The sequence below is a fragment of the Clostridium sp. AF34-10BH genome, from assembly GCF_003478095.1.
Classification (GTDB): Bacteria; Bacillota; Clostridia; order Lachnospirales; family Lachnospiraceae; genus Acetatifactor; species Acetatifactor acetigignens.
In genome coordinates, this window is record NZ_QUEC01000011.1 from 67,776 (window position 1) to 90,719 (window position 22,944).

Genomic DNA, 22,944 nt, shown 5'->3' on the forward strand with positions numbered 1-22,944 from the left:
CTATTCGCCAAATCGACTCTTCCGGGCTTTCCTTTTGCTCTGAATAATTACTATATTCTTCTTATGATTAAAATATGCCGCAGGCAGGCGATCCGTGCCGTCCGCTGTCTAATTTTCCAACTGATACATCAGCCATGCGATAGTCGTAAATCCGGCCGTCTCCGTCCGCAGGATCCGTTTCCCCAAAGTGATCGGTTGAATTCCCGCCTCCGTGGCAAGTCTTATCTCCTCCGGATCAAATCCGCCCTCCGGGCCGATGAAAATAGCGATCTGCTGTCCGGGTCTTGCGCTTTCGATGAGCTGTTTCGTCTGTGGCATTCCTTCCGCCAGCTCGTAAGGTACCAGTTTCAGATCCATTTCAGAAGCCGTTTTCACCGCCTGCACATAACTCATAACCGGTGCCACCGTCGGGATCACGCCTCGTTTGCTCTGCTTGGCGGCTGCTTCCGCAATTCCCTGCCAGCGCTTTATTTTGCTGTCCGCTTTTTTCTCATCCAATTTCACCACGCAGCGTTTCATAGCCACCGGAATGATCTGAAAGGCTCCCAGTTCCACAGCCTTCTGGATGATGAGCTCCATCTTGTCCGCCTTGGGCAGTCCCTGGAACAGATAGATCTTCGCCGGAAGCTCTACTCCGTCTTCCTTGATAAAACGAAGCTCCAGACGGACACAGTCCTCTTCCAGTGCAAGGATCCCACAGCGATATTCCTTCCCGTCGATTCCATTGCTGACAGCCACTTCTTCGCCGGGGCGCATCCGCAGTACATTTTTGATATGATTCACATCGGTTCCCCGGATGATAACGCTCTTCGCTGCCACGTCGATCTGTTCCGGTTCTACAAAAAACTGATACATAGAAACTCCTATTTTAAGCGCTTAATTCTTTCTTGCGGTAACGCTGACCCATTCTCCCTGGTAGGTCACTTCCAGTACTTCCAATCCAGCGGCCTTCACAGCCTCCACCACGGTCTGCTCCTTGTCATCAATGATGCCAGAGGTGATGTAGATACCGCCCTTCTTCAGCTGATGTACGATGACAGGAGTCAACGGTACCAGTACATCTGCCAGAATATTGGCCACCACGATATCATAACACTCATAGCCTACCTTGTCCTGCACTTCTTTGTCTGTAATGATATTGCCGATCATCATGTCAAACTGTGCCGGATCGATTCCATTCACTTCGCAGTTCTGGGCCACAGCTTCCACAGCACAGATATCCAGATCGGTTCCCACGGCATGTTTTGCCCCGAACATGAGGGATAAAATTGCCAGAATACCGCTGCCGGTGCCGACATCCAAAAGCTCTGTATCAGGAGTGATGAACTTACGCAGCTGACGGATACACAGCTGTGTGGTCTCATGCATACCGGTGCCAAATGCCGTACCGGGATCGATATGAAGCACCATCTTGTCAGTATCTTCCGGTTTGATATTTTCCCAGGAAGGGATCACCAGGATATCATCGATATAGAACTGGTGGAAATACTGTTTCCAGTTGTTGATCCAGTCAATGTCCTCCGTCTCATCTACCACAACAGAAGCCTCGCCGATATCCATAAACTGGCGTAAGTCTTCCAGTTCCCGCTTTACATCCGCAAGTACAGCTTCGGTCGTGGTCTTCTCCCCGGCCACTTCCAGACTGCCGTCCTCTTTTTCCTCTACAAAAAAACTTAAATAGGCAATGCCGTCATCCTCCGGTCCGTCCGGCAGGATATCTACAAACATCTGCTCCTTCTCCATGGCGGTCAGGGGCACCTTGTCTTCGATCTGTGCCCCTTCCAGTCCGAGATCGTACAGGGTGCTGATAATAATATCTTCTGCTTCCGTTACCGTCTTTATTCTGAATTTAACCCACTTCATTGTTCTTTTTTTCCTTTCTTTTCCATTGTTCCAACACAGCATATATCATTGCAGCCACTATTGCAATAAAACTGTCGATTTCCAATACGCTGACCGCATCCAGCTTCTCTCTCCAGGTGTATCGGTTCAATGCCTGTCCGTCCACAGTTGCTTCATGTACCACCAGTTGCTGATTTTCCGGTACATGCGCCTTTTCCGTAGTAGTATATACTACCTGCGGCAGATTCTCGGAAATACTTTGATTCACGATCCGGTATTCATATACAGCGCCCCTTTTCAGCCGGGTCTCGATGACGGCAGGGAAAAATGTCGTCGCTTCCATGGCATCATAAGGAATTACACCTTCATATATCTTCTGATCCTCTTTCCATATCTCCAGACCCAGAAGTCCGTTCCGTTCTTCCTCCTGATTATAGTTCACCGCAATTTCCAGTGTTTTCAGAAAATCTGTCTCCGCAACAAAATACTGCGAAGCATATTCTCCCACCTGCAGGGGCTCTGTATATCCATAATCCTCACTTAAGGAACTGTCCTTTTTATCTTCACGGATTCCTCCATACGGCCATACAAACAGCATGGAAAGTATCGCTGCCAGCAGGACTCCTCTTTCCACCCATTTAATCATTTCCCGTTTCCTCCGTTATGTTCACCTTTAAAATATCAAAATCCGTATTCCCATCCATATACTGGAATCCATAATGTCCCATATTTTCATAGGTTACGGTATATTTATCCGATTCCTCCAGCAGATGTCCGAAACACTGGAAATACCAGACTCTTTTCCCCACCAGTTCTTCCAGATCCGGTACCTCTTCCATGGTATAAAAGATCTGGTCCGGCATATAGCATCCGAATAGCTGTCCGAAGCGGGAATCCGTATCGTAGACGACCACATCTCCCGGCTCCATATTCTCCGCTATAAATGCCTTCGTCTCTTCCAGATATGAGATTGTACCATATTCTTCATGATAAGAGATTCCGTAGGCCGACACTCCCATCCACACAGTGAAGGACAGACAGGCGATCCATTCCTGTAAATTGATCCTGGATAAAATGATCGTCATTCCCAGCCAGAACAATCCCATGCTATGCATAACATGGCGGTAGGTAAAAAAGTGGGACGCGTGTAATGCCAGCAGCGCCGCCATCAAATAGCTTATTGGGAAAATACAGGTACACAGAACCGCAAAAACACCGTTTCTTCTCCCCAGCCGCTTCCAGAAGAGGATCGCACAGACCAGTGTCAGTACAAAAAGAAGTTCTCCCATTTTGGTCGCATACTTCACTCTGGTTCCGAAAATGAAATCAAAAAATTCGTAAATACCGAATTTGGACTGGTTCGTCGGGTTTCCATCAGAAACCAGCAGATGAAAGAAATCGGATTTTATCAGCCATGCCACAAAAAGCAATACAACGGAACCACCACAGACAAACGGCTTCCAGATCTGTTTTCTGTCCTGCTGCCAAATCACCGCCACCAGATACAGGTAGATAAACAGGTAACTGAACGCGGTAAAGTAATGACTGAAAATACCGCAGAAGGTCGTCAGAAACAATATCGTCCACAGGGCCTTACTGTTCAGACGCTCCCGCAGGAAATAAGCGGTCAGTCCGCAGACGGTAACTCCAAACACCGTCCAGGAATACATTCTGTTGTTCACACTGATCTTCATCATTGCAGGTGTCAGGCTTACCATGATCATATAAAGGGCTGCTGTCTTCGCTCCCCACTGCCTGCGGATCACGACAGGCCCCAGCAGCATGGACAATACCGTTCCCAGCAATGCAAACATTTTGTAGGCAATAATGCCGTCTCCTGCCAGAAACGACCACAGCCGCAATCCCATATACCATACCGGCACATCCGTATCATGGGCCGCCAGTACCACGCGAATGATTCCCATCATCGTATTGTCATGGGCGGTGCGATAACTGTATGCTTCATCATAGTCGATCCCCTCACTGAGACACAGGGAGAACAATACCGCCGTGCACAGAATGAGGATCAGCCATAAGCCAATGGTTGTAATTTTATGTTTCTTTTCCGAAGTCATTTTTTTCATCTGCATCAAATCATTAATCCTGTCTTCTCTTTACTCTTCTCTATCATATGATTCAGCTTGCGGAACGGCGGCTCCAACACCAGACCAAGCAGCAATACTACGATCAGGAACAGTGTCATTTTTCCTACATTGATCCAATAATCCACGCCGTACATTCCTGCAATACATTCTTTAAACGCTTTCATGCCAAACTGGAACGGCAGGAAAGGATAGATCCACTGGAATACCTGCGGAAGAACCTCGATAGGGAACGTTCCGCCGCTTCCCGCCACCTGGATGACCATGACTACAATAGCCAGTGCCTCACCCACGTTTCCAAAAGCGAAAGTCACAGAATACATAAAGCAGCTGAATGCCGCACTGGCCACGGCTGCCGCCAGCCAGTATAAAAATCTGTGCTGACACTGTATCTCAATATAATAAAGGTTCCCAAGAACAATAAGCAGTGTCTGTGCCTGTCCAATCAGGAAAAACAGCAGATATCTGCCAAAATATCTCTCATGCGCCTTATAATGATCCCCCGGTTCAATGGGTTTCACACCCACGTGAATAATAGCCACCAGGAACAGCGCTCCCACCCAGATTGCCAGGATCGTATAGAACGGCGATGCTGCAGAGCCGTAATGATCCACCGGATAAACAGGTACCGTCTCCAGTCTGACCGGAGAAGATACGAAGTCTGCCACCGCCGTCGGATCGGCAGCCATAGCGCTTAAAATATCCTCATAGGTCTCCGCACCGGTGATCCGTTTTATATTATCTGCTATTTTGCTGACCTTGTCCAGCAGTTCCTGTGCGATCACCAGGGAATCCTGCAGGCTGACATTACCTTCCTGCAAAGTCTGCTGATACTCTTTCAGAATATCGGAAATTTCATCCATATTCACATCCGTACCGTTCATCATCGCTGCTGCATTCAGGAAAGCCTGCTGCATGGATTTGCCGGTAGCCCGGAAAGAAGGTCTGACATTGTTATTGTAATCACTCATCAGATTATTCAGCTGTTTGTTGCAGATCTGGATCTGTTCCCGGATCTGTGCCCGCAGAGTATTGATATCATGATCCACATCTCCCTTGCTGTCTTGCAGCTGTTTCAGATCCGCTTCGATCGTTTTCAGAGACTGGTTGATCTCCTGAATCTGAGCATCCTGTCCGGTGATCAGGCTTCCCAGCACATCCATATTGGCCTGCATGCCCTGTACCAGTCCGATGGCCGTGCCCAATCCGGTGTCCGTGGTGCTTCCCACATTGTTGCTGCCCATCTGCTCCAGCAATCCATCAGAAAAGACCGACAGATACTGCAACGCTTCCGTGACCATATCCATACTGCTGCTCACCATATCTCCCATAACGTCAACCGCATCGACGCTGGAATTGATCATGGTCTGCATACCGATCATGGTATTTCGTCCATTCTCCAGCATATTATCCATATCCAGGAGCATATTCTGGCTGGTCTCCATGATCATCTCCGCGGAGGTCATAATACTCTGGAAGGACTGTAACATAACCACATAATCCTGCAACTGTGCCTGCATGGTGTCCAGAGATTCTTCCACACTGGTCTGCCCGCCGGCATTCACCACCGAAAGGGCATTTCCCGCTTTCATCACCGCTTCTGCCACAGTACTGATAAAGGTGGCATTTACCTGTTCCTGCACAGCATTTTTCGCTTTGCCCGTGATTTTGGGGGCAATACCATTCTTTTTCTCATTTTCATAGTAGTAAATGGTGGGATGATCCACTTCACCGTCGATAAATCCCAGCATTTCCTGAGTAAAAGTCTCCGGAATAATCAATGCCGCATAGTAATCACTGTTCTTCACACCTTCCAGTGCTTCCTCCGTGGTCTCCGGGAACACCCAGCCGATAGTGGTATTGGCTCCCAGAGCCTCCAGCACACTGTCTCCCACGTTCAGAGACAGCCCCATGATCTCCGCCCCGGCATCATCGGAAGCCACGGCTACTTTCAGCTGACTGGTAGCTGCGGGCTCGTAAGGATCCCAGTTGGAGAAAATGTTGAACCAGGCATACAGTGCCGGGAGGATGCTGAGTCCCATGATAATAACGACCGCCACCACATTATTACTGATCCGACGGATGTCGGTGGTAAATATTTTCCAGATATTATGCATACTATTCACCATCCTCCCAGTCTTCGGTCTCGTCTTCGTTTTCCTCTTCGGTTTCATCTTCCGGGTCCTCTTCGGTCCCGGTCTCGGCCGGGGAATTCAGGCCTTCACCAATCAGTTTCCGGGTCTCCCGGATGATCTGCGCCGCCCGGTCAAAGTCTGTCGGAGTCACCGCTTTGAGATCGCCTTCTTCTCCTTTGAGCTCCATGATCTTCTCCTGCAGATTATAATCCATATATTCCACAACGATCAGATAGATTGACAGGGCAAACAGCGACACGATCCACAGGATCAGGAAGATCACTTTGTTGCTGCCAGTCAGGAACAACAGTGCCAGAAAAAACAAGGGGACGATCCAGATACATTTCAGACCGATCTTTATTCTTTTTCTATTCTTCTCATGAAGGGCCTGCTCGTAATCCATAACCTTCTGAAAAATTTCTTCGTAATTTCTCTCCATGATTTTACCTTTCTGCCTGTTCGGAACTTCATTCACAAACCCACTCCTGCGGAGTTTTCGCTTTCATGGTTCTGAACAGGTGTCACATTAACTCAGTGTCTTCCATACGCTCTTCCACAAAATGGTTCAGTTTTACGAACGGGATCCGGATCACCAGGCCGATCAACAGTCCCTCGATCATAAACAGGCTCAATTTTGCCAGTGCTTCCATATAGGCAGTACCGTACATACCCGCCAGTGCCTCACGCATGGCCCGGATGGCATAGGGGAAGGGAAAGAAAATATAAATCTTCTGGTAGGTGTCCGGTAGCAGTTCGATCGGGAAGGTACCGCTGGAACCAGCGATCTGCAATACCATAACAATAACGCAGACGGCCTTGCCCACATCTCCGAATGCCAGTGTCAGAGAATAGATCAACAGGGAAAATGCCGTAGCCGTAAAGCTTGCCGCCAGGAAAAACAGCCCCGGTTCCACAATGTTTACTTTTAACAGCCACAGATCTCCGGCCACAATGATGGCTGCCTGAATCTGTGCCAATAAGAAGAACAGCAAATATCTGCCGAAATACAATTGATAGCTCTGTACATTTTCAAGCCCTTTCGGAGAGGCTTTTACTTTCACCAGTGCCACCAGGATCGTAGAACCTACCCAGATCGCCAGTGTGGAATAGAACGGTGTCATGGCAGAACCATACGTAGCCACCGGATACATGGCTATGGTCTCCATGGTTACGGGAGATGCAAAATATGCCCCCAGACTATCCGGATCTCCTCCAAGGAAACGCACCAGAATATCCATCATTTCCTCTTCGGATGCACCGTCCAGCTTCTCTGTCAGATCTGTAAGTTTGGCGCTGATATTATCTACCACATCTTTGATCTGTCCCAGACTCTCACTGGTTCCGGACACAGTGTCACCGACACCTTCCATGACAACTCCGACATTTTTCACCGTATTGCTCAGGGTATTTACCAGATTGGTCACCTGATTCAGAGAATCTGACATATTTGTCAGAACCTTCTGCATCTGGGGCACCAGATTATTCTTATAGATTCCCTGCATATTACTTACAGAAGTCTCGCAGCTGTCAATGGCGCTCCTTAAATTATTCATGGCATTGTTGACATTGACCTTTGCATTCTCCGCAGCCTTGTCGTCCGTGGATTCCAGAACGCTGCCCACTACGGTATTCATCAGATCCAGTTCCTTCTGCATGGCTTTCAATGCTTCCATAGCCGCATCAGTTGCCGCTGCGTTGATATTGCTGCCGGTGCCGCCGTTCGCAGCATTACCGTCAGAGACGCTTTCCAGCTTTTGTTGGATCAGTGCCGCCAGCAGTGTATTTACTTGTCCGTTCAGCGTATTGGTATCTCTTGCCACCCGGTTCAGATCTCTCGTCATCTGGGCGGTATCCTCCGCCAGTTTGCTTTCATCCAGAGCCTTTTTGATACTTTCCAGAGAGTTATTGATATTGCTCATGGAAGTATCGATGTTGTTGCTGAAATTGCCCAGGGTGTCTCTGGTAGAAGACAGATCCTGACTGCTCTGGTTCAGACTGGCTGTGGTGCTGTCCAGTTTCTTCTGCATTGCGGGAATCTCATAGTTGACATGGGTGATGGCAGACTCCAGCCGCGCATTGCCTGCCTGAAAGGAGTCGATCATGGCACTGTATTCCTTCAGATTGTCATTCAGTTCCTCCAGTTTGGAACAGAATTCCTCTACATAACTGTCCCCCTGTACCTGATCCGACACCGTATTGCCCTCTTCAAATACCGTGGTAGCTGCCACCTTGATAAAGGTCTCATTTATGGTATTCTGCAGAGTTCCTGCCACCGTATCCGTGATTTTGGTGGCAATGGCATTGCTCTTCTGATTCTGATAATAGATCAGCGCCGGATTCTCAAAATCATCCGAAAATACATTGTACATACTATAAGTAAATTTATCGGTAATGACGATGGCTGCATAATATTTTCCGGCTTCCACGCCCTCTTTTGCTTCTTCCTCGGTATCCAGAAAGATCCATTTTACACTGGTGTTGGAATGCAGGCTTTCCAGTACGGATTCTCCCATATTTACCACCGATCCGTCTTTCAGCGTATAGTCCTGATCCAGGGATACTACCGCCACAGGAATTCCTCCGGTATTGGCATAGGGATCCCAGTTGGCAAATATATTAAACCACGCATACAGCGACGGTATCACGCACAACCCGATAATAATAACCAGCGCAAAAGGCTGCTTCACCAGTTTTTTCAGATCTCCGGTAAAAATCTTCCAAATATTTTTCATATAGCTTCTAGCAACTCCTCATCCGTATCCATTTGATTGGTTTTGGTCTTTTCTCCCCGGGCCGCCGCTTCACACAATCCCAGTATCAGGAAGAAAAGCGGCGCATTCAGCACCTGCTGAAAGCTGATCAGGGAATGTATCCCGTAGGTAAGCAGTAACAATACTGCGAGAAAATTCTTCCTGTATGTCTGCAGCGCCGTGATAAAAACAGCTGCATAGGCAGCCACACCCAGCAGTCCCATATTGACCAGTGTGGTGAGCCACTCATTATGTGCATTGGTAAAAACAGAACCTTCAAAATATCCTTTATCAAAAAGCACCGTGCCTCCCGGCAACAGTTCTCCCAGATACGATGCAAAACAATCCGGGCCTGCTCCCAACAGCTTCTGATGCAGATTTCCTTTCCGGAAACCCATCCATGCCATCTGCCACAATCTTCCCCGGCGATTGCCCCATTCCGCAAAATCGATTACCAACAACCGATGCAGATACCATGCCAGCACTACCGCTATTCCTGCCAGTGCACAACACAATACTCCCTCTTGCAATATTTTTTTCTTATTCTCCGGAATCCTGCGACAGGCTCCCCAAAGCAGCAGACACCCTGCTGCAACCGGAATCCATCCCTGCCAGGCTGCCAGTTTTTTGGCGATGCCATCCTGCAGGAGAATGTCAAACGTTCCCAGATATAACATCCATTTACCCCAACGGCACATTCCCAGCGCCACCGCTGCAAGAAAAAGGAAATATACTTCCCAATGTCCGGTTTGCTTCCGGTCGAGCCAAAAGCACAACCCCATGACTGTGCATGCCACGATCACACCGCTGTCACTTCCCTGTAAAAGCAGAAGCATCATGGCCAACATATTGCACGTTCCTGCCAGCAGTGTGGGACCTTTTTTCCCTGCTTCCACTGCCCGGTGAAACAGCGTCATGGAAAAGGGAAACATCACACTGTAATACCCGCTGAGCCAGTTGCTGTTCCCCAGCGTGGTCAACATATGGGTAAATTCCCAGTCCCCCACAACGTAACCCTTGAGAAGTCCCAGAGGATCATAGCCCAGCTTCTGCAACAGACCGATCAGGGTGACCGCCACAAAAGCCGCCTCTCCTAACCATATCGCCGTTTTACAACTACCTCCGTACTTCGCCGTCAGTAAAAAACCTCCGATCATCAAACAGATCGTGACAGCTCCCATGTACCATTCCCGCTCTCCGTTCCACGCGATACTGCCATAGGGGCTGCAGATTGCAGAGAGTAACGCACAGATTCCGTACAGGCAGACCGCCGTCGTTACCGCATGTGTTCTGCATTTATCGACCGATTTTTTCACTACTTCAGCCAGAGATCTGGCAAAAATCCGATGTTCCCCTGTCCACCGGCTGCTTACAGCAAAGACACACATTGCCAGCAATGCGATCCCCTGGCAAAGCAGTGAAACATTGCGATACAGGTAATATTTGGTATCACCCAGTTTATAATATCCATTCCAGGGAATATAATAAAGAGGCAGCACTGCCAGAATAACGATCAGATAACTCTGACATACAATTTTCAGAAATTCCTCTTTCCGGTTCTCCATCCTGCAGGCTCCTTCGTGTCACAGACAGCATAACTACTTGAATTGTAAGCGTTTCTGCCCATTCTGTCAAACCGTTCACCCTGCCTTTTGACAAAAAAACCAAACTGTATTCTATATCATTGGCCTTCAAAGATACCTTTCACTTTTTCCCAACAAACCAGTAGCCCCGGCTGGGTGTAAGAATAAGCAGTGCTGTAAGCAGACGTCGGTACCATAGCGTCCCAAGGGACGCTATGCGAGGGTACTTTCCTCACTTATGTGCCGCTACGCTCTGCGATAGAGCGCGAGCGTGCCGCGTTTCTTACCCCAGCCGAGGCTACGGGGAATTTTATTTATTAACTTTTACTTCCAAAACTTTTTCTTCTTGCCGTCCCTGGAGTCATTCTCCCTGGTCTCTCCCTCTCCGCTTTCCGTTGCTTTCTTCACTGCATTCAGGGAATCTCCGGTCAGTGCATCGAACTGCTTCAGCAGTTCCTTTGCCTCCGGTTTTAATTTATCGGGTGTCTGTACCACCAGTGTTACATAGTGGTCACCGCGGACATCCTTATTTCTCCAGGAAGGAACACCCTTGCCGCGCAGACGGATCTTGGTGTCGGTCTGGGTTCCGGCCTTTACATCATATACCACCTTGCCGTCTACCGTATCGATCAGCACTTCGCCGCCCAATGCCGCTACTGCAAAAGAAATAGGTACGGTAGAGAAAATATCGAAATCCTGTCTCTGGAAGATAGGATGACGACCTACGATCACTTCTACCAGCACATCGCCTCTGGGGCCACCGTTGACACCTGGCTCACCCAGTCCCGGCATACGGGTAGACTGTCCGTTGTCGATACCTGCGGGAATATCCACCGCATAACGCTTCTTCATAGGAATATATCCGGTACCACGGCAATCCGGGCATTTGTCCTTGATCACCTTACCGGTACCCTGACAGTCGGGACAGGTCTGTACATTACGCACAGTACCGAAGAAAGACTGCTGGGTAAATACCACCTGACCCTTACCACCACACTTGGTACAGGTCTCAGGGCTGGTTCCGGGCTTCGCACCGGAGCCGTTACAGGTCTTACAGGTTTCCTTTACCGTAAGATCGATCTCTTTCTTGCAGCCGAAAACTGCCTCTTCAAAAGTGATATGAACACTGGTACGGATGTTGGCACCTTTCATGGGGCCGTTATTTCTGGCACCTCTGCTTCTGCCGCCGCCAAAGATATCTCCGAAAATATCTCCGAAAATGTCTCCAAAATCAGCTCCATTGAAATCGAAACCACCGGCGCCGCCTGCACCACCGTCAAATGCCGCATGACCATACTGATCATACTGGCGTCTCTTCTCGGGATCACTCAGCACGGCATAAGCCTCGGAAGCTTCTTTAAACTTCTGTTCTGCCTCCTTGTCTCCGGGGTTCATGTCGGGATGGTATTTTTTCGCCAGTACACGGTATGCTTTTTTAATTGCAGCATCATCTGCATTCTTATCTACACCGAGGACCTCGTAATAGTCTCTCTTCTGCTCTGCCATTTTTGCACCTCTGTCATTTAAATCTAAAAACGGTTATGCACAGGGCACGCTTCCGCATACCCTGTGCCACCTGTTATTCGCAATCACTGTTACACAGCATTTACTGTTATACCACGATTTGCGTTATTTGTGAAGTTTAATTATACTTCTCTGAAATCTCCGTCGATCACATCATCGTCTGCGTTAGATCCAGCATTGCTACCGGCCTGTGCATTCATATCAGGGCCTGCTGCACCCTGTGCACCCTGCTGTGCCTGAGCAGCCTGCTCATACATCTTGGTGAATACAGACTGAGCACTCTGGGTCAGTTTCTCTTTTGCAGCCTTCAGCTCATCTACATCGCTGTCGCTCATCTCCTGGTCTTTGGTTCTCTCCAGAATAGCCTTCACAGCTTCCAGATCAGCCTGTACCTGGGTCTTGTCACTCTCGGGAACCTTGTCACCTACTTCATTCAGAGCCTTCTCCGTCTGGAATACGAAGGAATCTGCTTCGTTTCTTGCCTCGATAGCTTCCTTACGCTTCTTATCCTGTGCTTCGAATTCAGCTGCTTCCTTGACAGCCTTCTCGATATCGGAATCGGACATGTTAGAGCCTGCGGTAATGGTGATGTGCTGCTCCTTTCCGGTACCCAGATCCTTAGCGGATACATTTACGATACCGTTGGCATCGATATCGAAGGTAACCTCGATCTGAGGGATTCCTCTGGGAGCGGGAGCAATACCGTCCAGACGGAACTGTCCGAGGGACTTGTTATCCTTGGCAAACTGACGCTCACCCTGTACTACGTTGATATCTACAGCGGTCTGGTTATCAGCAGCGGTAGAGAAGATCTGGCTCTTTTTGGTAGGAATGGTAGTATTTCTCTCGATCAGTCTGGTAGCGACACCACCCATGGTCTCGATGGACAGGGACAGGGGCGTTACATCCAGTAACAGAATATCACCGGCACCAGCATCACCTGCAAGCTTACCACCCTGGATAGAAGCACCGATTGCTACGCACTCATCAGGGTTCAGAGATTTGCTGGGCTCTTTACCGGTCAGGGCTCTTACCTTATCCTGTACCGCAGGAATACGTGTAGAACCACCTACCAGCAGTACCTGACCCAGATCAGAATAGTTCAGGCCAGCATCCTTCATAGCGTTCTGTACGGGGATAGCAGTCTTATCAACCAGATCTCTGGTCAGTTCATCGAACTTAGCACGGGTTAAATTCATATCAAAGTGCTTAGGTCCCTCTGCAGTTGCGGTAATGAAAGGAAGGTTGATATTGGTGGTCATTGCGCTGGACAGCTCTTTCTTAGCCTTCTCAGCTGCTTCCTTCAGTCTCTGCATAGCCATCTTATCACCGGACAGATCTACGCCTTCTGCCTTCTTGAATTCATCCAGCATCCACTGAATGATCTTGTTATCGAAATCATCACCGCCAAGGTGTGTATCACCGTTGGTAGCCAGTACTTCGATGACACCGTCACCGATCTCGATGATAGATACATCAAAGGTACCGCCACCAAGGTCGTATACCATGATCTTCTGTTCTTTTTCATTGTCCAGACCATAAGCAAGTGCTGCTGCGGTAGGCTCGTTGATGATACGCTTTACATCCAGGCCTGCGATCTTACCTGCATCCTTGGTAGCCTGACGCTGGGCATCATTGAAGTATGCGGGAACTGTGATAACTGCCTCGGTAACCTTCTCACCCAGATAGCTCTCGGCATCTGCTTTCAGCTTCTGCAGGATCATTGCGGAGATCTGCTGAGGAGAGTATTTTTTGCCGTCAATGGTACGGCCGCGATCGGTACCCATATCTCTCTTAATGGAAGAAATGGTCTTCTCTGCGTTGGTAACTGCCTGACGCTTTGCAGGCTCACCGACCAGTCTCTCACCGGTCTTGGTAAATGCTACAACAGAGGGTGTGGTTCTTGCACCTTCTGTATTAGCGATAACGGTGGGTTTACCACCTTCCATAACAGCTACACAGCTGTTGGTTGTACCTAAGTCAATACCAATAATCTTACTCATAATATTTTCCTCCTGTTTTTATTCTCTGTTTTCATTTTATAGTTTCTATTCTCAAAAATATGTGATAATCAAATTATTGAACAACGCCTACCATGCTGTGTCTTACGACCATGTCATGATATGTGTAACCCTTCTGAAGTTCCTGGGCTATCACACCGGATTCATACTCATCGCTCTCCACCTGCATCACTGCGTTGTGAAGATTCGGGTCGAATTCCTGTCCGACTGCCTCGATGGGTTTCACACCGATGTTCTCAAGTTCTGTCATCAGCTGTTTGTAGATACGGTTCATACCGTCTACGAAAGGATCCTCTTTGGATTCCTCGGGAACCGTTGCCAGGCCTCTTTCAAAATTATCTACTACCGGAAGGATCTTCTCGATCACACTCTTGGCACCGGTATCGAACATTGCCTGTTTCTCTTTATCGGTTCTCTTGCGGAAGTTCTCGAACTCTGCCATCTGACGCTTTACTCTGTCTTCCAGCTGATCGATCTTCTCCTTGTAGGAATCTTCCTTTTTGTTCAGCTTTGCCTGCTTCTTTGCTGCCTTTTTGTCTTCCTTGCTCACGGGTTCCTCATCTTCTGTCTCTTCTTCCTTCAGTTCTTCGGCATCTGAAAGATCCTGTTCCATTTCTTCCTCTAATATTTCTTTTTCCTGATCTGCCATTCTTACTTTCCTTTCTGGAATCTGTCTATTCTTTGCGGTAAAGGTCATCCAACTGGTTCTGCACCGTCCGCAGCGTTCCTATGACCTTGTCATAATCCATTCTCTTGGGACCTATGATTCCTATGGTTCCCTTCATGCCTTCGCCTAATTCATAAGTAGCGGTCACGACACTGCAGTCCTTCATGCCCTGCACCGGTGTCTCGTCTCCGATGTACACCTGGATACCTGTGCTGCCCTCGTCTGCCAGGGACTCCTGGATCAGACCGCCCAGCTGCTGCTTCTCCTCGAAAGCATTGATCAGTTCACTTGCCTTGGACTGATCTGCCAGTTCCGGATACCGGAAAATATTGTTGGCACCGCTGGTGTAAATCTCCAGGTCCTCGTCTGCCTTGATGGCATCCGCCACAGCATCGATCACCTCACTGACGATCTCACTGTGGATTCCGGCCTGCTGCTTCATTGCTGCGATCATTCCCAGATTGATCTCCTCCATGGACAATCCATTGAGGTGGGTATTCAACAGAATGTTCAGCTTCAGCAGTGTCTCATCATCCAGTTCCTGATTCACCGCCAGGATATTGTTCTTGATCACATTACCTTCGGCAACGATGACCGCCAGAATCTGTCCGGCATCCACCCGGGACAGCTGGATGAACTTTACCTTGTTGCGATGTACCTGCGGAGCACTGATCATGGTGGCGTATTGTGTGTTCTGAGCCAGGGTCTTCACCACCTGTTTTAACAGGTTCTCCAGCTTATCCTGCCTCTCTAAGAGCATATCCTTCATCTCATTGACTTCCTGCTCTCTGGTGGCCATCATGGTATCCACATAGAAGCGATATCCCTTATCGGAAGGAATTCTTCCTGCGGAAGTGTGCGGCTGTATGATATAACCCATCTCTTCCAGATCCGCCATCTCATTACGAATGGTCGCCGAGCTTAAATTCAGATCTGTGTATTTTGAAATGGTCCTGCTGCCTACCGGCTCTCCCGTTTCCAAGTAGTTCCGGATAATGGCTTGCAATATAATCGTTTTTCTGTCATCCAATTGCATTCCATCACTCCCTTTGGGATTATTAGCACTCATCTAAAAGGAGTGCTAACATCTTCTTACCCTAAAATATCACTACAGGATATTATTGTCAACTGATTTTCCCGAAAATAATTCTAAACAAAATATTAAAAAAACTATTCAGAGCCTCATTCGCCAAATACAGATTCTTGTGCAAGCACAAATCTGTACTTGGCTCATCGTATACACAAAAAGGACCGGCACTATTTCAGTACCAGTCCTGTCTCCAGATATACGGGAAGTGCCCGTACATATACCATATCTATTGTGCCTCCGACAAGGATCAGAAAACATATCGCAACCCCTGTATTCACCAGCCACCGGGGAAAGGTTCTGCCTTTGATCTTCAGTTCCGAAAGTTTTTGAATTCCTTTTATCATATAATACATCAGGGGGAGCAGCGCTGGGAGCAGGTACCGTCCCTGATTCTGATAATCCGTGGTGTATGCATAATAAATCGTCAGAAATACCGGCATAAAAATGCAATAAAGCATATTAATATGGAAGAACCATTCTCTTCCGGATATTTTGCGACGCTTCTTATAGCAGATCACATACAGAAGGCTTCCCGCGGTGCCAAGCACAAAAAATGCTTTATACGCCCGATACAGCCAGATGCTTCCGTAGATGGACATGGAGCCGAAAGCTGCCACGAAGCTGTGGAACAGACCGGACAGTGTGTAGCGTTCCCGGAACATTTCCAGCACCGTATAACCCATGGACTGATAAGTCTGCATGGTCAGCGGATTGACACTCTCCACCGCATATTGGATCGCCATCTTTTCCCGGGTGGCCAGTCCCAGCAGATCTCCGTCCAGAACGATATAACTGCGGATGAACCACCAGCCGATCCCCGCCAGAACTACTCCGGCGATCAGACAGCCGTATTTCAGCATATTCTTCCAGTCATAGAAATAGCCGCCGTTTTCCTTCTTCTGCAAAAAGGACAACAGAAAGAGTAAAATGCAGCTTACGATATATCCGTAGGCATTATAATAAGAAAGAGCACACAGAATAATACCACCGCTCATCCACAGACTGTTGCGGAGACTTATACCATCCTGATATACGCATACCAGAGCATATACCATCATGGCCGTGGATAACATACAGCAGGAATCCGTATTCACATAAGTGTGCAGGAACAATCCCTCCGGCAGGTACGTTACTGCAAAGCAGAACAGCCAACGGAATCGGTCATCCCGGAACACTCTTTTTCCAATCAAATATACCACTACTGCCATCAGCAGGCCAAAGGTTACGTTCACCAGTCTTGCGGTATAGAGCAGTACCACTTCCGATTCCGTAAACAGGCTCACAAAGCGCATGAGATATCCCTGCACGATATAGGGAAATACGTTATACAGAGCATAGGAAAATCCGTAGGCCGGAATCCGCACCTCTTCCTCCCATCCCGTAGGGATCTTCCCATACTTGCAGATAAACTGCGGGATCAGATATCTCGCATGTTCATCCGGCGGATTACCATACAGCGGCGGTGTGTTGGCCAGCGGCTGCAACAGTGCAAGTGTAAGTGCCAGTGCCAGGAATCCCAACAGATATAATGTAAAAATAATCTTTTCTGATTTTTTCTGCATTCTGTCATCCTTTAACATTTTTATAGATACGAAGACCCCAAAGTGGTAAATTCAACTTTGGGGCCTGGTAAACTATTCAGACCCTATTCGCAAAACCGCACCTTCGGTGCTTTCCTTTTGCTCATAGGGTTACTTCGTAATATAAAAATAAGTATATATCCTTATGAATGCAAGCATTCAACGTATATATACTTATTTTTTATTACTCTGAATAGTTTATATGTAGAAGCTTCCGGTGATCTCTTTGTTCATTACATAGTAAACCATGTTCTCTTCGGGCTTTACATACAGCTCTACGCTGGTCAGGTCAGCTGCCTTCTGCTTCAGATCGTATTTCCATACGTCCTTGGCGATCTTCAGCAGTTCTTCCTGAGAGTAGGACTTTCCACCGAACTGAACGCTGATCTCACTCTTTAACTCTGTCTTCTTGGCTACGGGCTTCTTAGCCTCTGCCTTTGCAGGTGCTGCCTTCTTGGTCTCTTTCTTAACTGTTTCCTTCTTGGCTGCAGGCTTCTTAACCTCTGCCTTTACAGGTGCTTTTTCTTCTGCCTTTGCTACAGGGGCCTTCTCAGCTTCCTTCACAGCGGTCTTGGTTTCTGTCTTAACTGGAGTTGTCGGTGCTGCTTTCTTCACTTCTGCCTTAGGTGCTTCCACTTTAGCTGCTACAGGTGCTACAGTTTTCTTAACTACTGCCATGTTACCGTCTCCCTTCTGTACGAATCATGTACAAAAAACATTTTCATTCTCCTCACAAGTACCGTATTTCGGCGCTCGATAAGGGTAGTGTATTCCTTTTCCCTATAATTGTCAACTGTTATGCGAATACCAGAAAGTACAGCAATACGATAATACCCAGCACAATACGATACCATCCAAAGACTTTAAAGTCATGCTTTTTGATATATCCCATCAGGAAACGAAGTACGAACAGGGATACAATGAAGGATATCACTGTACCGACCAGCAGGCAGGCAAGCTCCATTCCCGTGAATGCAAATCCGAACTTCAATACCTTCAGAAGACTCGCTCCAAACATAACGGGAATCGCCAGAAAGAAGGTAAATTCCGCTGCCACCGTTCTCGATATACCAATCATAATAGCACCCAGGATCGTAGCTCCGGAGCGGGATGTTCCGGGCAGCGCCGCAGCCACCAGTTGGCAGAAACCGATGATCAATGCATCTCTGTAGGTCAACTGTGACAGTGTTGTGGTGGTAGGTACACGATTCTTGTTCCAGTTCTCGATCACGATAAACAATACACCGACCAGTACCAGCATAACTGCTACCACGATGACCTGGACCGTTACTCCACTGGTTCCGATCTCTTTTTTGAAGGCTTCGCTCACCGCATCATCAAACAGCAGGCCGTAAACGACCGCAGGGATACATGCTACAACGATCTTCACCCACATCCAGAAAGCATCCATGCTCAGTGCCACATTTCCTACCGTAAAATCTTTTTTAGATCTTACAATACCACCTTTTTTTGTCTGCTGATTTTTCTTCATATAAAAAGGCCAGATCTTGTTCCAGAACAGAACGACTACCGCCAGGATAGCTCCCAACTGAATGACAACATCAAACATATCGAAGAAACCTTCACTGGTCTCCTGAAAGGGAATCAGACGCTCCACCAGGATCAGATGTCCTGTGCTGCTGATGGGCAGCCACTCGGTGATGCCCTCCACGATACCGTAGATAATTGCCTTGATAATTTCTAACATTTTGTTTCTCCTATCTTTTTTTATTTTCTGACGAATCAGAGCTTTTATTTTTCCAGATATGCCAGCAGATCTTCATAGCAGTTCTCTGCTTCCTGATAGCCCTCTTCATATAATGCGATCAGTTTGTCCTTGTCTTTCTCTATCCGTCCCACATCACTCTTCTTATGAGGTCTGATCACGAAAGCCTGACCGTTTTTCTCCTGTCTGTCAATATAGTCCAGGCACTCGTTATAACGGACATGTCGGTCTGCCATGAGTTCATATACTTTAGGATATTTCAGGTATCTGAGTTTTATGAGTCCCAGCTGTGACGCAGATGCGGGCTTTCTCACGAATCCCACCTCTTTGGTCATGACCAGGATGTTCTTCCGGTTGCCGTCCAGAATAGATTTCTCCAGAGGAATGGCATCGCTGATGCCACCATCCAGATACAGCTTCCCATCGATCTTCACATTCCGTGCCACCAGCGGCAGGGATGCGGATGCCCGGATCTTGTCGATATCCTTGCGGATATCACGGACACGCAGATACTCCGGCTGTCCCGTCTCGATGTTGGTCACCACGCTGTAGGCCTTGCCAGGATATTTTTCAAAGGTATCGTAATCATACGGATACAGGTAATCCGGAATCAGGTGATAACAGAAATCCACATTGAACAAATCTCCGCTGGTCAATAAGCTTTCCAGGCTGCAATACCGTCTCGTATCCAAATAATCCACACTGACACTCAGCGCCCGTCCCTTTTGTCTGGACAGATAGCTGCACATATGGCACGCTCCGGCAGATACCCCATAGATATGGGAGAAGTCAATTCCTTTTTCGGTAAAAAAGTCCAACACTCCGGCGGTATAGACACCCTTCATGCCACCGCCTTCCAATACCAGTCCTGCCTGATACATTCTCATTACTCTCCTTTCTGCTTCTGCAACTATCCAGAACCACATCAGCGTATCGAAAAGCTCATTCGTGCAAGCACAATTCGCTTTCGATATGCTGCGTGACTCTAGATAGTTGCATACTCCGTCTTCACAAACTTCCGCAACGCTTCCAGAGATCTCTCCACTTTTTCGGTGTCCACACAGTAGGCCATGCGGAAATATCCCGGTGCACCAAAGCTATCACCCGGTACCAGAACGAGATCATATTTTAATGCTTTCTGACTGAATACCTTGGCATCCTCTTCCAGCGCCTTCGGGAAAATGTAGAAGGTTCCGCCGGGCTTCACGCAGGTGAATCCCAGGTCTAGCAGTTCTTTATAGAGAATGTTCATATTCGTCTCATACACTGACAGATCTGCGGTCTTATCCAGTACCTGTGCCACTGCCAGCTGGATAATGGATGGAGGACAGTTGTGTCCGATACCCCGGGAGATCTGTCCGCACATATTGATCATGGTCTCCGCATCCTCACATGCCGGGTTCACTGCCACATAACCGATACGTTCTCCCGGCAGAGACAGAGATTTGGAGAAAGAATAGCACATGATGGTATTGTCATAAAAATAGGATACGCAGGGACTGTCTACACCTTCAAACACGATCTCACGATAAGGTTCATCAGAGATCAGATAAATAATATGACCGTATTCCTTGGACTTTTCGCTCAGGATATCTGCCAGTCTCTGCAATGTCGGGGTGGAATATACCACACCGGAGGGGTTGTTGGGCGTATTGATCAGTACTGCCTTGACCTTCTCCGTCAGCATCTCCTCAAACGCCTCGAAGTTGATCTGGAAGTTCTCCAGATTGGGGGGAACCACCTTCAGTACCGCTCCGGTGAGATCCACATAAGGATGATATTCCGGGAAAAACGGTGCAAAAGTCAGGATCTCATCTCCCGGCTCCGTCACCAGACGAAAAGCATGTGCCAACGCTCCTGCCGCCCCGGATGCCATGAAAATGTGCTCCTTACGATAAGGCAGCCCAAACTTTTTCTCCAGGTTCTCCGCAATTGCCTCCCTGACACTTGTAATACCGAGGCTGGGACTGTAGCCATGCAGTTCCAACGGTTCCTTCGTTGCCAGCATATGGATCATACGATCTGTAAATTCTCTGGGAACCGGAACGGAAGGATTCCCCAGGCTGTAATCAAATACGTTCTCGTATCCGATCTCCTGTCCTCTTGCCGTAGCGAATTCCGAAAGCTGCCGGATCACCGATTTTCCCGACAGCATGTCTTTATATTTCTGAACTAACATACTAATCTCCTTTCCGCAGACGATTCCTTTCGTCGGAGGAATCGCAAATCAAATTTCAAATTTGATTCTGCGCTGTTTATTTGATCTCTATAAACTTATCTCCGAACCTTTCCGTGGACAGACAGATACTGTTTCTTCCACAGCTTTTGGCCTTATAGAGAAGATCATCCGCTCTTGATGTGAAATCCCATTCCTTGTTATTGCCCACCGGAATCCGCACAAATACTCCCTGGCTTACCGATACATAGTTGCTGCAATTACTGCATTCATGGGGAAGTTTCAATTTGCGGACCTTCCTCAAAATATCTTCCGCCACTCTTCGTATCTTCTCCACCGTCATTTCTGTATAGAGAATCATAAATTCATCCCCACCGTATCTGGCACAGAAAATCTTACCCGGAACCTGCTGTTTCCGCAGAACTCCGGCAATCGCTTTCAGGCACTGATCTCCGGCCAGATGTCCGTAATGATCGTTGTATTCCTTGAAGAAATCAATATCCATGAGTTCTACTCCCATGAGCTCATGTTCCTCATAGGCATGTTCAAAACTGCTCGTAAAGTGTTCATGTAAAAAGGTCCGGTTTGCCAGTCCCGTCAGCTCATCATGCATAGCCAGACTTTCCAGCTCCCGGTTGGAAGCTTTCATGTTCGTCCAGTCCAACGTAACGTTTTTCAGCCGGTTCTGCAATTCTATGACATTGATCAGCGCTTCTCTGTTTTCCTGTTGGTATTTCTCATAAATATCAAAATACTGGCGGGTATAATCTATGTATTCCCAGGTGAGACCCTTCTTCTGCAGAAGTTCACTCTTGAAAGGATACAGATCCAGGAAAATATTATAATGCTCTTCGATATGCTTTTCATCAATGATCCGGATCAATTCTTCCAGATATTTTCCATCAGGCAGGATTGCCAGGATTCCCGCCAGGATCACCAGTTCATCCATGATCTCTTCAAAAACATCCCGGTCTGACAATTGCTCCAGAAGATCTGCTGCAAGCTTTAAAGCCTCTTCCTCATGCCCTTGTAATAATTCGCAGGAAATACGATACATTTCTAATGTTATTTTCGAATAATAGCTTTCCGGTGCCTCTCTGATGATCTGTTCTATTTGATTCCAAAGCCGTAAAGCCTCTTCCATTTCTCCCATATACATGTGACAGCAGCCACATTCGATCATACAGTTGATCCTGTTATAATTCAGCTGATATGTTTTCTCTGACTTACTATAGGAGTCGATTGCTGTACGGTAATGCTGTATCGCCTCCTGCCGCAGGCGCATCCTGACCAGGGTATAGGCAATATTACTCTCCGCCATGCCCTGGATATAATAAAAATGGTATTTTTCTGCATATTGAAGGCAGTTATAATAGGAACTTAAGGCCACCATCCGGTTATTCTTCCGATCGGACACCGCTCCCATCATATTATAGGTTCTGGCCAGCAGTTCATACATCTGCTCATTTTTCAGATAACCGATACTCTCTGTCAGACATTGCAAGGTGTTTTCATACTGGTCGTTCTGCCAATAATATTCTGCAAGATAATAAAGCCCCAGGCCGGCCAGCTTCTGTGAGCCGGTGTCTGCTGCATATTCCATCACTTTCTGACAGGTCTCGTTGTCCGGAAATTTACCGTTTTCCCGGTTTTGGATGGTTTCCTCTATGAAATTTTGAACGGTCTGTGGTAAACCCTTTAAATCCATGCCGGTTCCTTTCCGGAATCCCCAAGCTGTCATTGATCAT

At 47.7% G+C, this 22,944-nt stretch carries 18 protein-coding genes; all 18 read right to left on the reverse strand.

Annotated elements, in window-relative coordinates; translation table 11 throughout:
• Positions 1-108 precede the first annotated feature (108 nt).
• On the reverse strand, positions 109-855 hold the full coding sequence (locus DWZ61_RS09285) for a 16S rRNA (uracil(1498)-N(3))-methyltransferase (protein WP_118538167.1): 747 nt from the start codon (positions 853-855) through the stop codon (positions 109-111).
• A gap of 21 nt (positions 856-876) precedes the next feature.
• A complete protein-coding gene (prmA, locus tag DWZ61_RS09290; protein ID WP_118538169.1) occupies positions 877-1,863 on the reverse strand; it encodes a 50S ribosomal protein L11 methyltransferase in 987 nt (328 codons plus the stop codon).
• Complete coding sequence (locus tag DWZ61_RS09295; protein WP_118538171.1) at positions 1,850-2,488, reverse strand: hypothetical protein; 639 nt, start codon at positions 2,486-2,488, stop codon at positions 1,850-1,852. Before DWZ61_RS09295 ends, prmA begins: the two co-directional genes overlap by 14 nt.
• Complete coding sequence (locus DWZ61_RS09300) at positions 2,481-3,932, reverse strand: hypothetical protein (protein ID WP_118538173.1); 1,452 nt, start codon at positions 3,930-3,932, stop codon at positions 2,481-2,483. Before DWZ61_RS09300 ends, DWZ61_RS09295 begins: the two co-directional genes overlap by 8 nt.
• Positions 3,932-6,061, reverse strand: a complete 2,130-nt coding sequence (locus DWZ61_RS09305; protein ID WP_118538175.1) for a YhgE/Pip domain-containing protein — start codon at positions 6,059-6,061, stop codon at positions 3,932-3,934. The genes DWZ61_RS09300 and DWZ61_RS09305 overlap by 1 nt, the downstream gene beginning before the upstream one ends.
• A gap of 1 nt (position 6,062) precedes the next feature.
• Positions 6,063-6,518: a hypothetical protein gene (locus tag DWZ61_RS09310; protein ID WP_147354707.1), complete on the reverse strand. Its 456-nt coding sequence runs from the start codon at positions 6,516-6,518 to the stop codon at positions 6,063-6,065.
• Positions 6,519-6,600: 82 nt separating this feature from the next.
• A complete protein-coding gene (locus DWZ61_RS09315; RefSeq protein ID WP_117568972.1) occupies positions 6,601-8,811 on the reverse strand; it encodes a YhgE/Pip domain-containing protein in 2,211 nt (736 codons plus the stop codon).
• A complete protein-coding gene (locus DWZ61_RS09320; protein ID WP_118538179.1) occupies positions 8,808-10,394 on the reverse strand; it encodes an O-antigen ligase family protein in 1,587 nt (528 codons plus the stop codon). Before DWZ61_RS09320 ends, DWZ61_RS09315 begins: the two co-directional genes overlap by 4 nt.
• A gap of 342 nt (positions 10,395-10,736) precedes the next feature.
• Entirely contained in the window at positions 10,737-11,918 is a 1,182-nt protein-coding gene (dnaJ, locus tag DWZ61_RS09325) for a molecular chaperone DnaJ (protein WP_118538181.1), read from the reverse strand.
• A 140-nt stretch (positions 11,919-12,058) separates the two neighbouring features.
• Positions 12,059-13,939: a molecular chaperone DnaK gene (dnaK, locus tag DWZ61_RS09330; RefSeq protein WP_118538183.1), complete on the reverse strand. Its 1,881-nt coding sequence runs from the start codon at positions 13,937-13,939 to the stop codon at positions 12,059-12,061.
• A gap of 73 nt (positions 13,940-14,012) precedes the next feature.
• On the reverse strand, positions 14,013-14,606 hold the full coding sequence (gene grpE / locus DWZ61_RS09335; RefSeq protein ID WP_118503160.1) for a nucleotide exchange factor GrpE: 594 nt from the start codon (positions 14,604-14,606) through the stop codon (positions 14,013-14,015).
• A gap of 25 nt (positions 14,607-14,631) precedes the next feature.
• Positions 14,632-15,660 carry a heat-inducible transcriptional repressor HrcA gene (gene hrcA / locus DWZ61_RS09340; RefSeq protein WP_117465977.1) on the reverse strand — a complete coding sequence of 343 codons (1,029 nt, stop codon included), beginning with the start codon at positions 15,658-15,660 and terminating at the stop codon, positions 14,632-14,634.
• A gap of 221 nt (positions 15,661-15,881) precedes the next feature.
• The gene (locus DWZ61_RS09345) at positions 15,882-17,276 is read right to left on the reverse strand and encodes a DUF2142 domain-containing protein (protein ID WP_117568974.1); all 1,395 of its coding nucleotides are present in this window, start codon (positions 17,274-17,276) and stop codon (positions 15,882-15,884) included.
• 216 nt (positions 17,277-17,492) lie between these two features.
• The gene (locus DWZ61_RS09350) at positions 17,493-17,972 is read right to left on the reverse strand and encodes a DUF6465 family protein (protein ID WP_117465980.1); all 480 of its coding nucleotides are present in this window, start codon (positions 17,970-17,972) and stop codon (positions 17,493-17,495) included.
• A gap of 118 nt (positions 17,973-18,090) precedes the next feature.
• On the reverse strand, positions 18,091-19,002 hold the full coding sequence (locus tag DWZ61_RS09355; protein ID WP_117465981.1) for an undecaprenyl-diphosphate phosphatase: 912 nt from the start codon (positions 19,000-19,002) through the stop codon (positions 18,091-18,093).
• A 44-nt stretch (positions 19,003-19,046) separates the two neighbouring features.
• Positions 19,047-19,901 (reverse strand): patatin family protein, encoded by an 855-nt coding sequence (locus tag DWZ61_RS09360; RefSeq protein ID WP_117465982.1) that lies wholly within the window; start codon positions 19,899-19,901, stop codon positions 19,047-19,049.
• Between the two features lie 104 nt (positions 19,902-20,005).
• Entirely contained in the window at positions 20,006-21,199 is a 1,194-nt protein-coding gene (locus DWZ61_RS09365; protein ID WP_117465983.1) for a pyridoxal phosphate-dependent aminotransferase, read from the reverse strand.
• Positions 21,200-21,275: 76 nt separating this feature from the next.
• Positions 21,276-22,937, reverse strand: coding sequence for a GGDEF domain-containing protein (locus DWZ61_RS09370; RefSeq protein ID WP_118538185.1), 1,662 nt, complete (start codon positions 22,935-22,937; stop codon positions 21,276-21,278).
• Positions 22,938-22,944 lie beyond the last annotated feature (7 nt).

Coding starts and splice junctions, on each gene's coding strand:
- DWZ61_RS09285 (WP_118538167.1), bottom strand. CDS start 855: ATGTATCAGTTTTTTGTAGAACCGGAACAGATCGACGTGGCAGCGAAG.
- prmA (WP_118538169.1), bottom strand. CDS start 1,863: ATGAAGTGGGTTAAATTCAGAATAAAGACGGTAACGGAAGCAGAAGAT.
- DWZ61_RS09305 (WP_118538175.1), bottom strand. CDS start 6,061: ATGCATAATATCTGGAAAATATTTACCACCGACATCCGTCGGATCAGT.
- DWZ61_RS09360 (WP_117465982.1), bottom strand. CDS start 19,901: ATGTATCAGGCAGGACTGGTATTGGAAGGCGGTGGCATGAAGGGTGTC.
- DWZ61_RS09355 (WP_117465981.1), bottom strand. CDS start 19,002: ATGTTAGAAATTATCAAGGCAATTATCTACGGTATCGTGGAGGGCATC.
- DWZ61_RS09315 (WP_117568972.1), bottom strand. CDS start 8,811: ATGAAAAATATTTGGAAGATTTTTACCGGAGATCTGAAAAAACTGGTG.
- DWZ61_RS09310 (WP_147354707.1), bottom strand. CDS start 6,518: ATGGAGAGAAATTACGAAGAAATTTTTCAGAAGGTTATGGATTACGAG.
- DWZ61_RS09295 (WP_118538171.1), bottom strand. CDS start 2,488: ATGATTAAATGGGTGGAAAGAGGAGTCCTGCTGGCAGCGATACTTTCC.
- hrcA (WP_117465977.1), bottom strand. CDS start 15,660: ATGCAATTGGATGACAGAAAAACGATTATATTGCAAGCCATTATCCGG.
- DWZ61_RS09365 (WP_117465983.1), bottom strand. CDS start 21,199: ATGTTAGTTCAGAAATATAAAGACATGCTGTCGGGAAAATCGGTGATC.
- DWZ61_RS09345 (WP_117568974.1), bottom strand. CDS start 17,276: ATGCAGAAAAAATCAGAAAAGATTATTTTTACATTATATCTGTTGGGA.
- DWZ61_RS09370 (WP_118538185.1), bottom strand. CDS start 22,937: ATGACAGCTTGGGGATTCCGGAAAGGAACCGGCATGGATTTAAAGGGT.
- DWZ61_RS09300 (WP_118538173.1), bottom strand. CDS start 3,932: ATGCAGATGAAAAAAATGACTTCGGAAAAGAAACATAAAATTACAACC.
- DWZ61_RS09320 (WP_118538179.1), bottom strand. CDS start 10,394: ATGGAGAACCGGAAAGAGGAATTTCTGAAAATTGTATGTCAGAGTTAT.
- dnaJ (WP_118538181.1), bottom strand. CDS start 11,918: ATGGCAGAGCAGAAGAGAGACTATTACGAGGTCCTCGGTGTAGATAAG.
- DWZ61_RS09350 (WP_117465980.1), bottom strand. CDS start 17,972: ATGGCAGTAGTTAAGAAAACTGTAGCACCTGTAGCAGCTAAAGTGGAA.
- grpE (WP_118503160.1), bottom strand. CDS start 14,606: ATGGCAGATCAGGAAAAAGAAATATTAGAGGAAGAAATGGAACAGGAT.
- dnaK (WP_118538183.1), bottom strand. CDS start 13,939: ATGAGTAAGATTATTGGTATTGACTTAGGTACAACCAACAGCTGTGTA.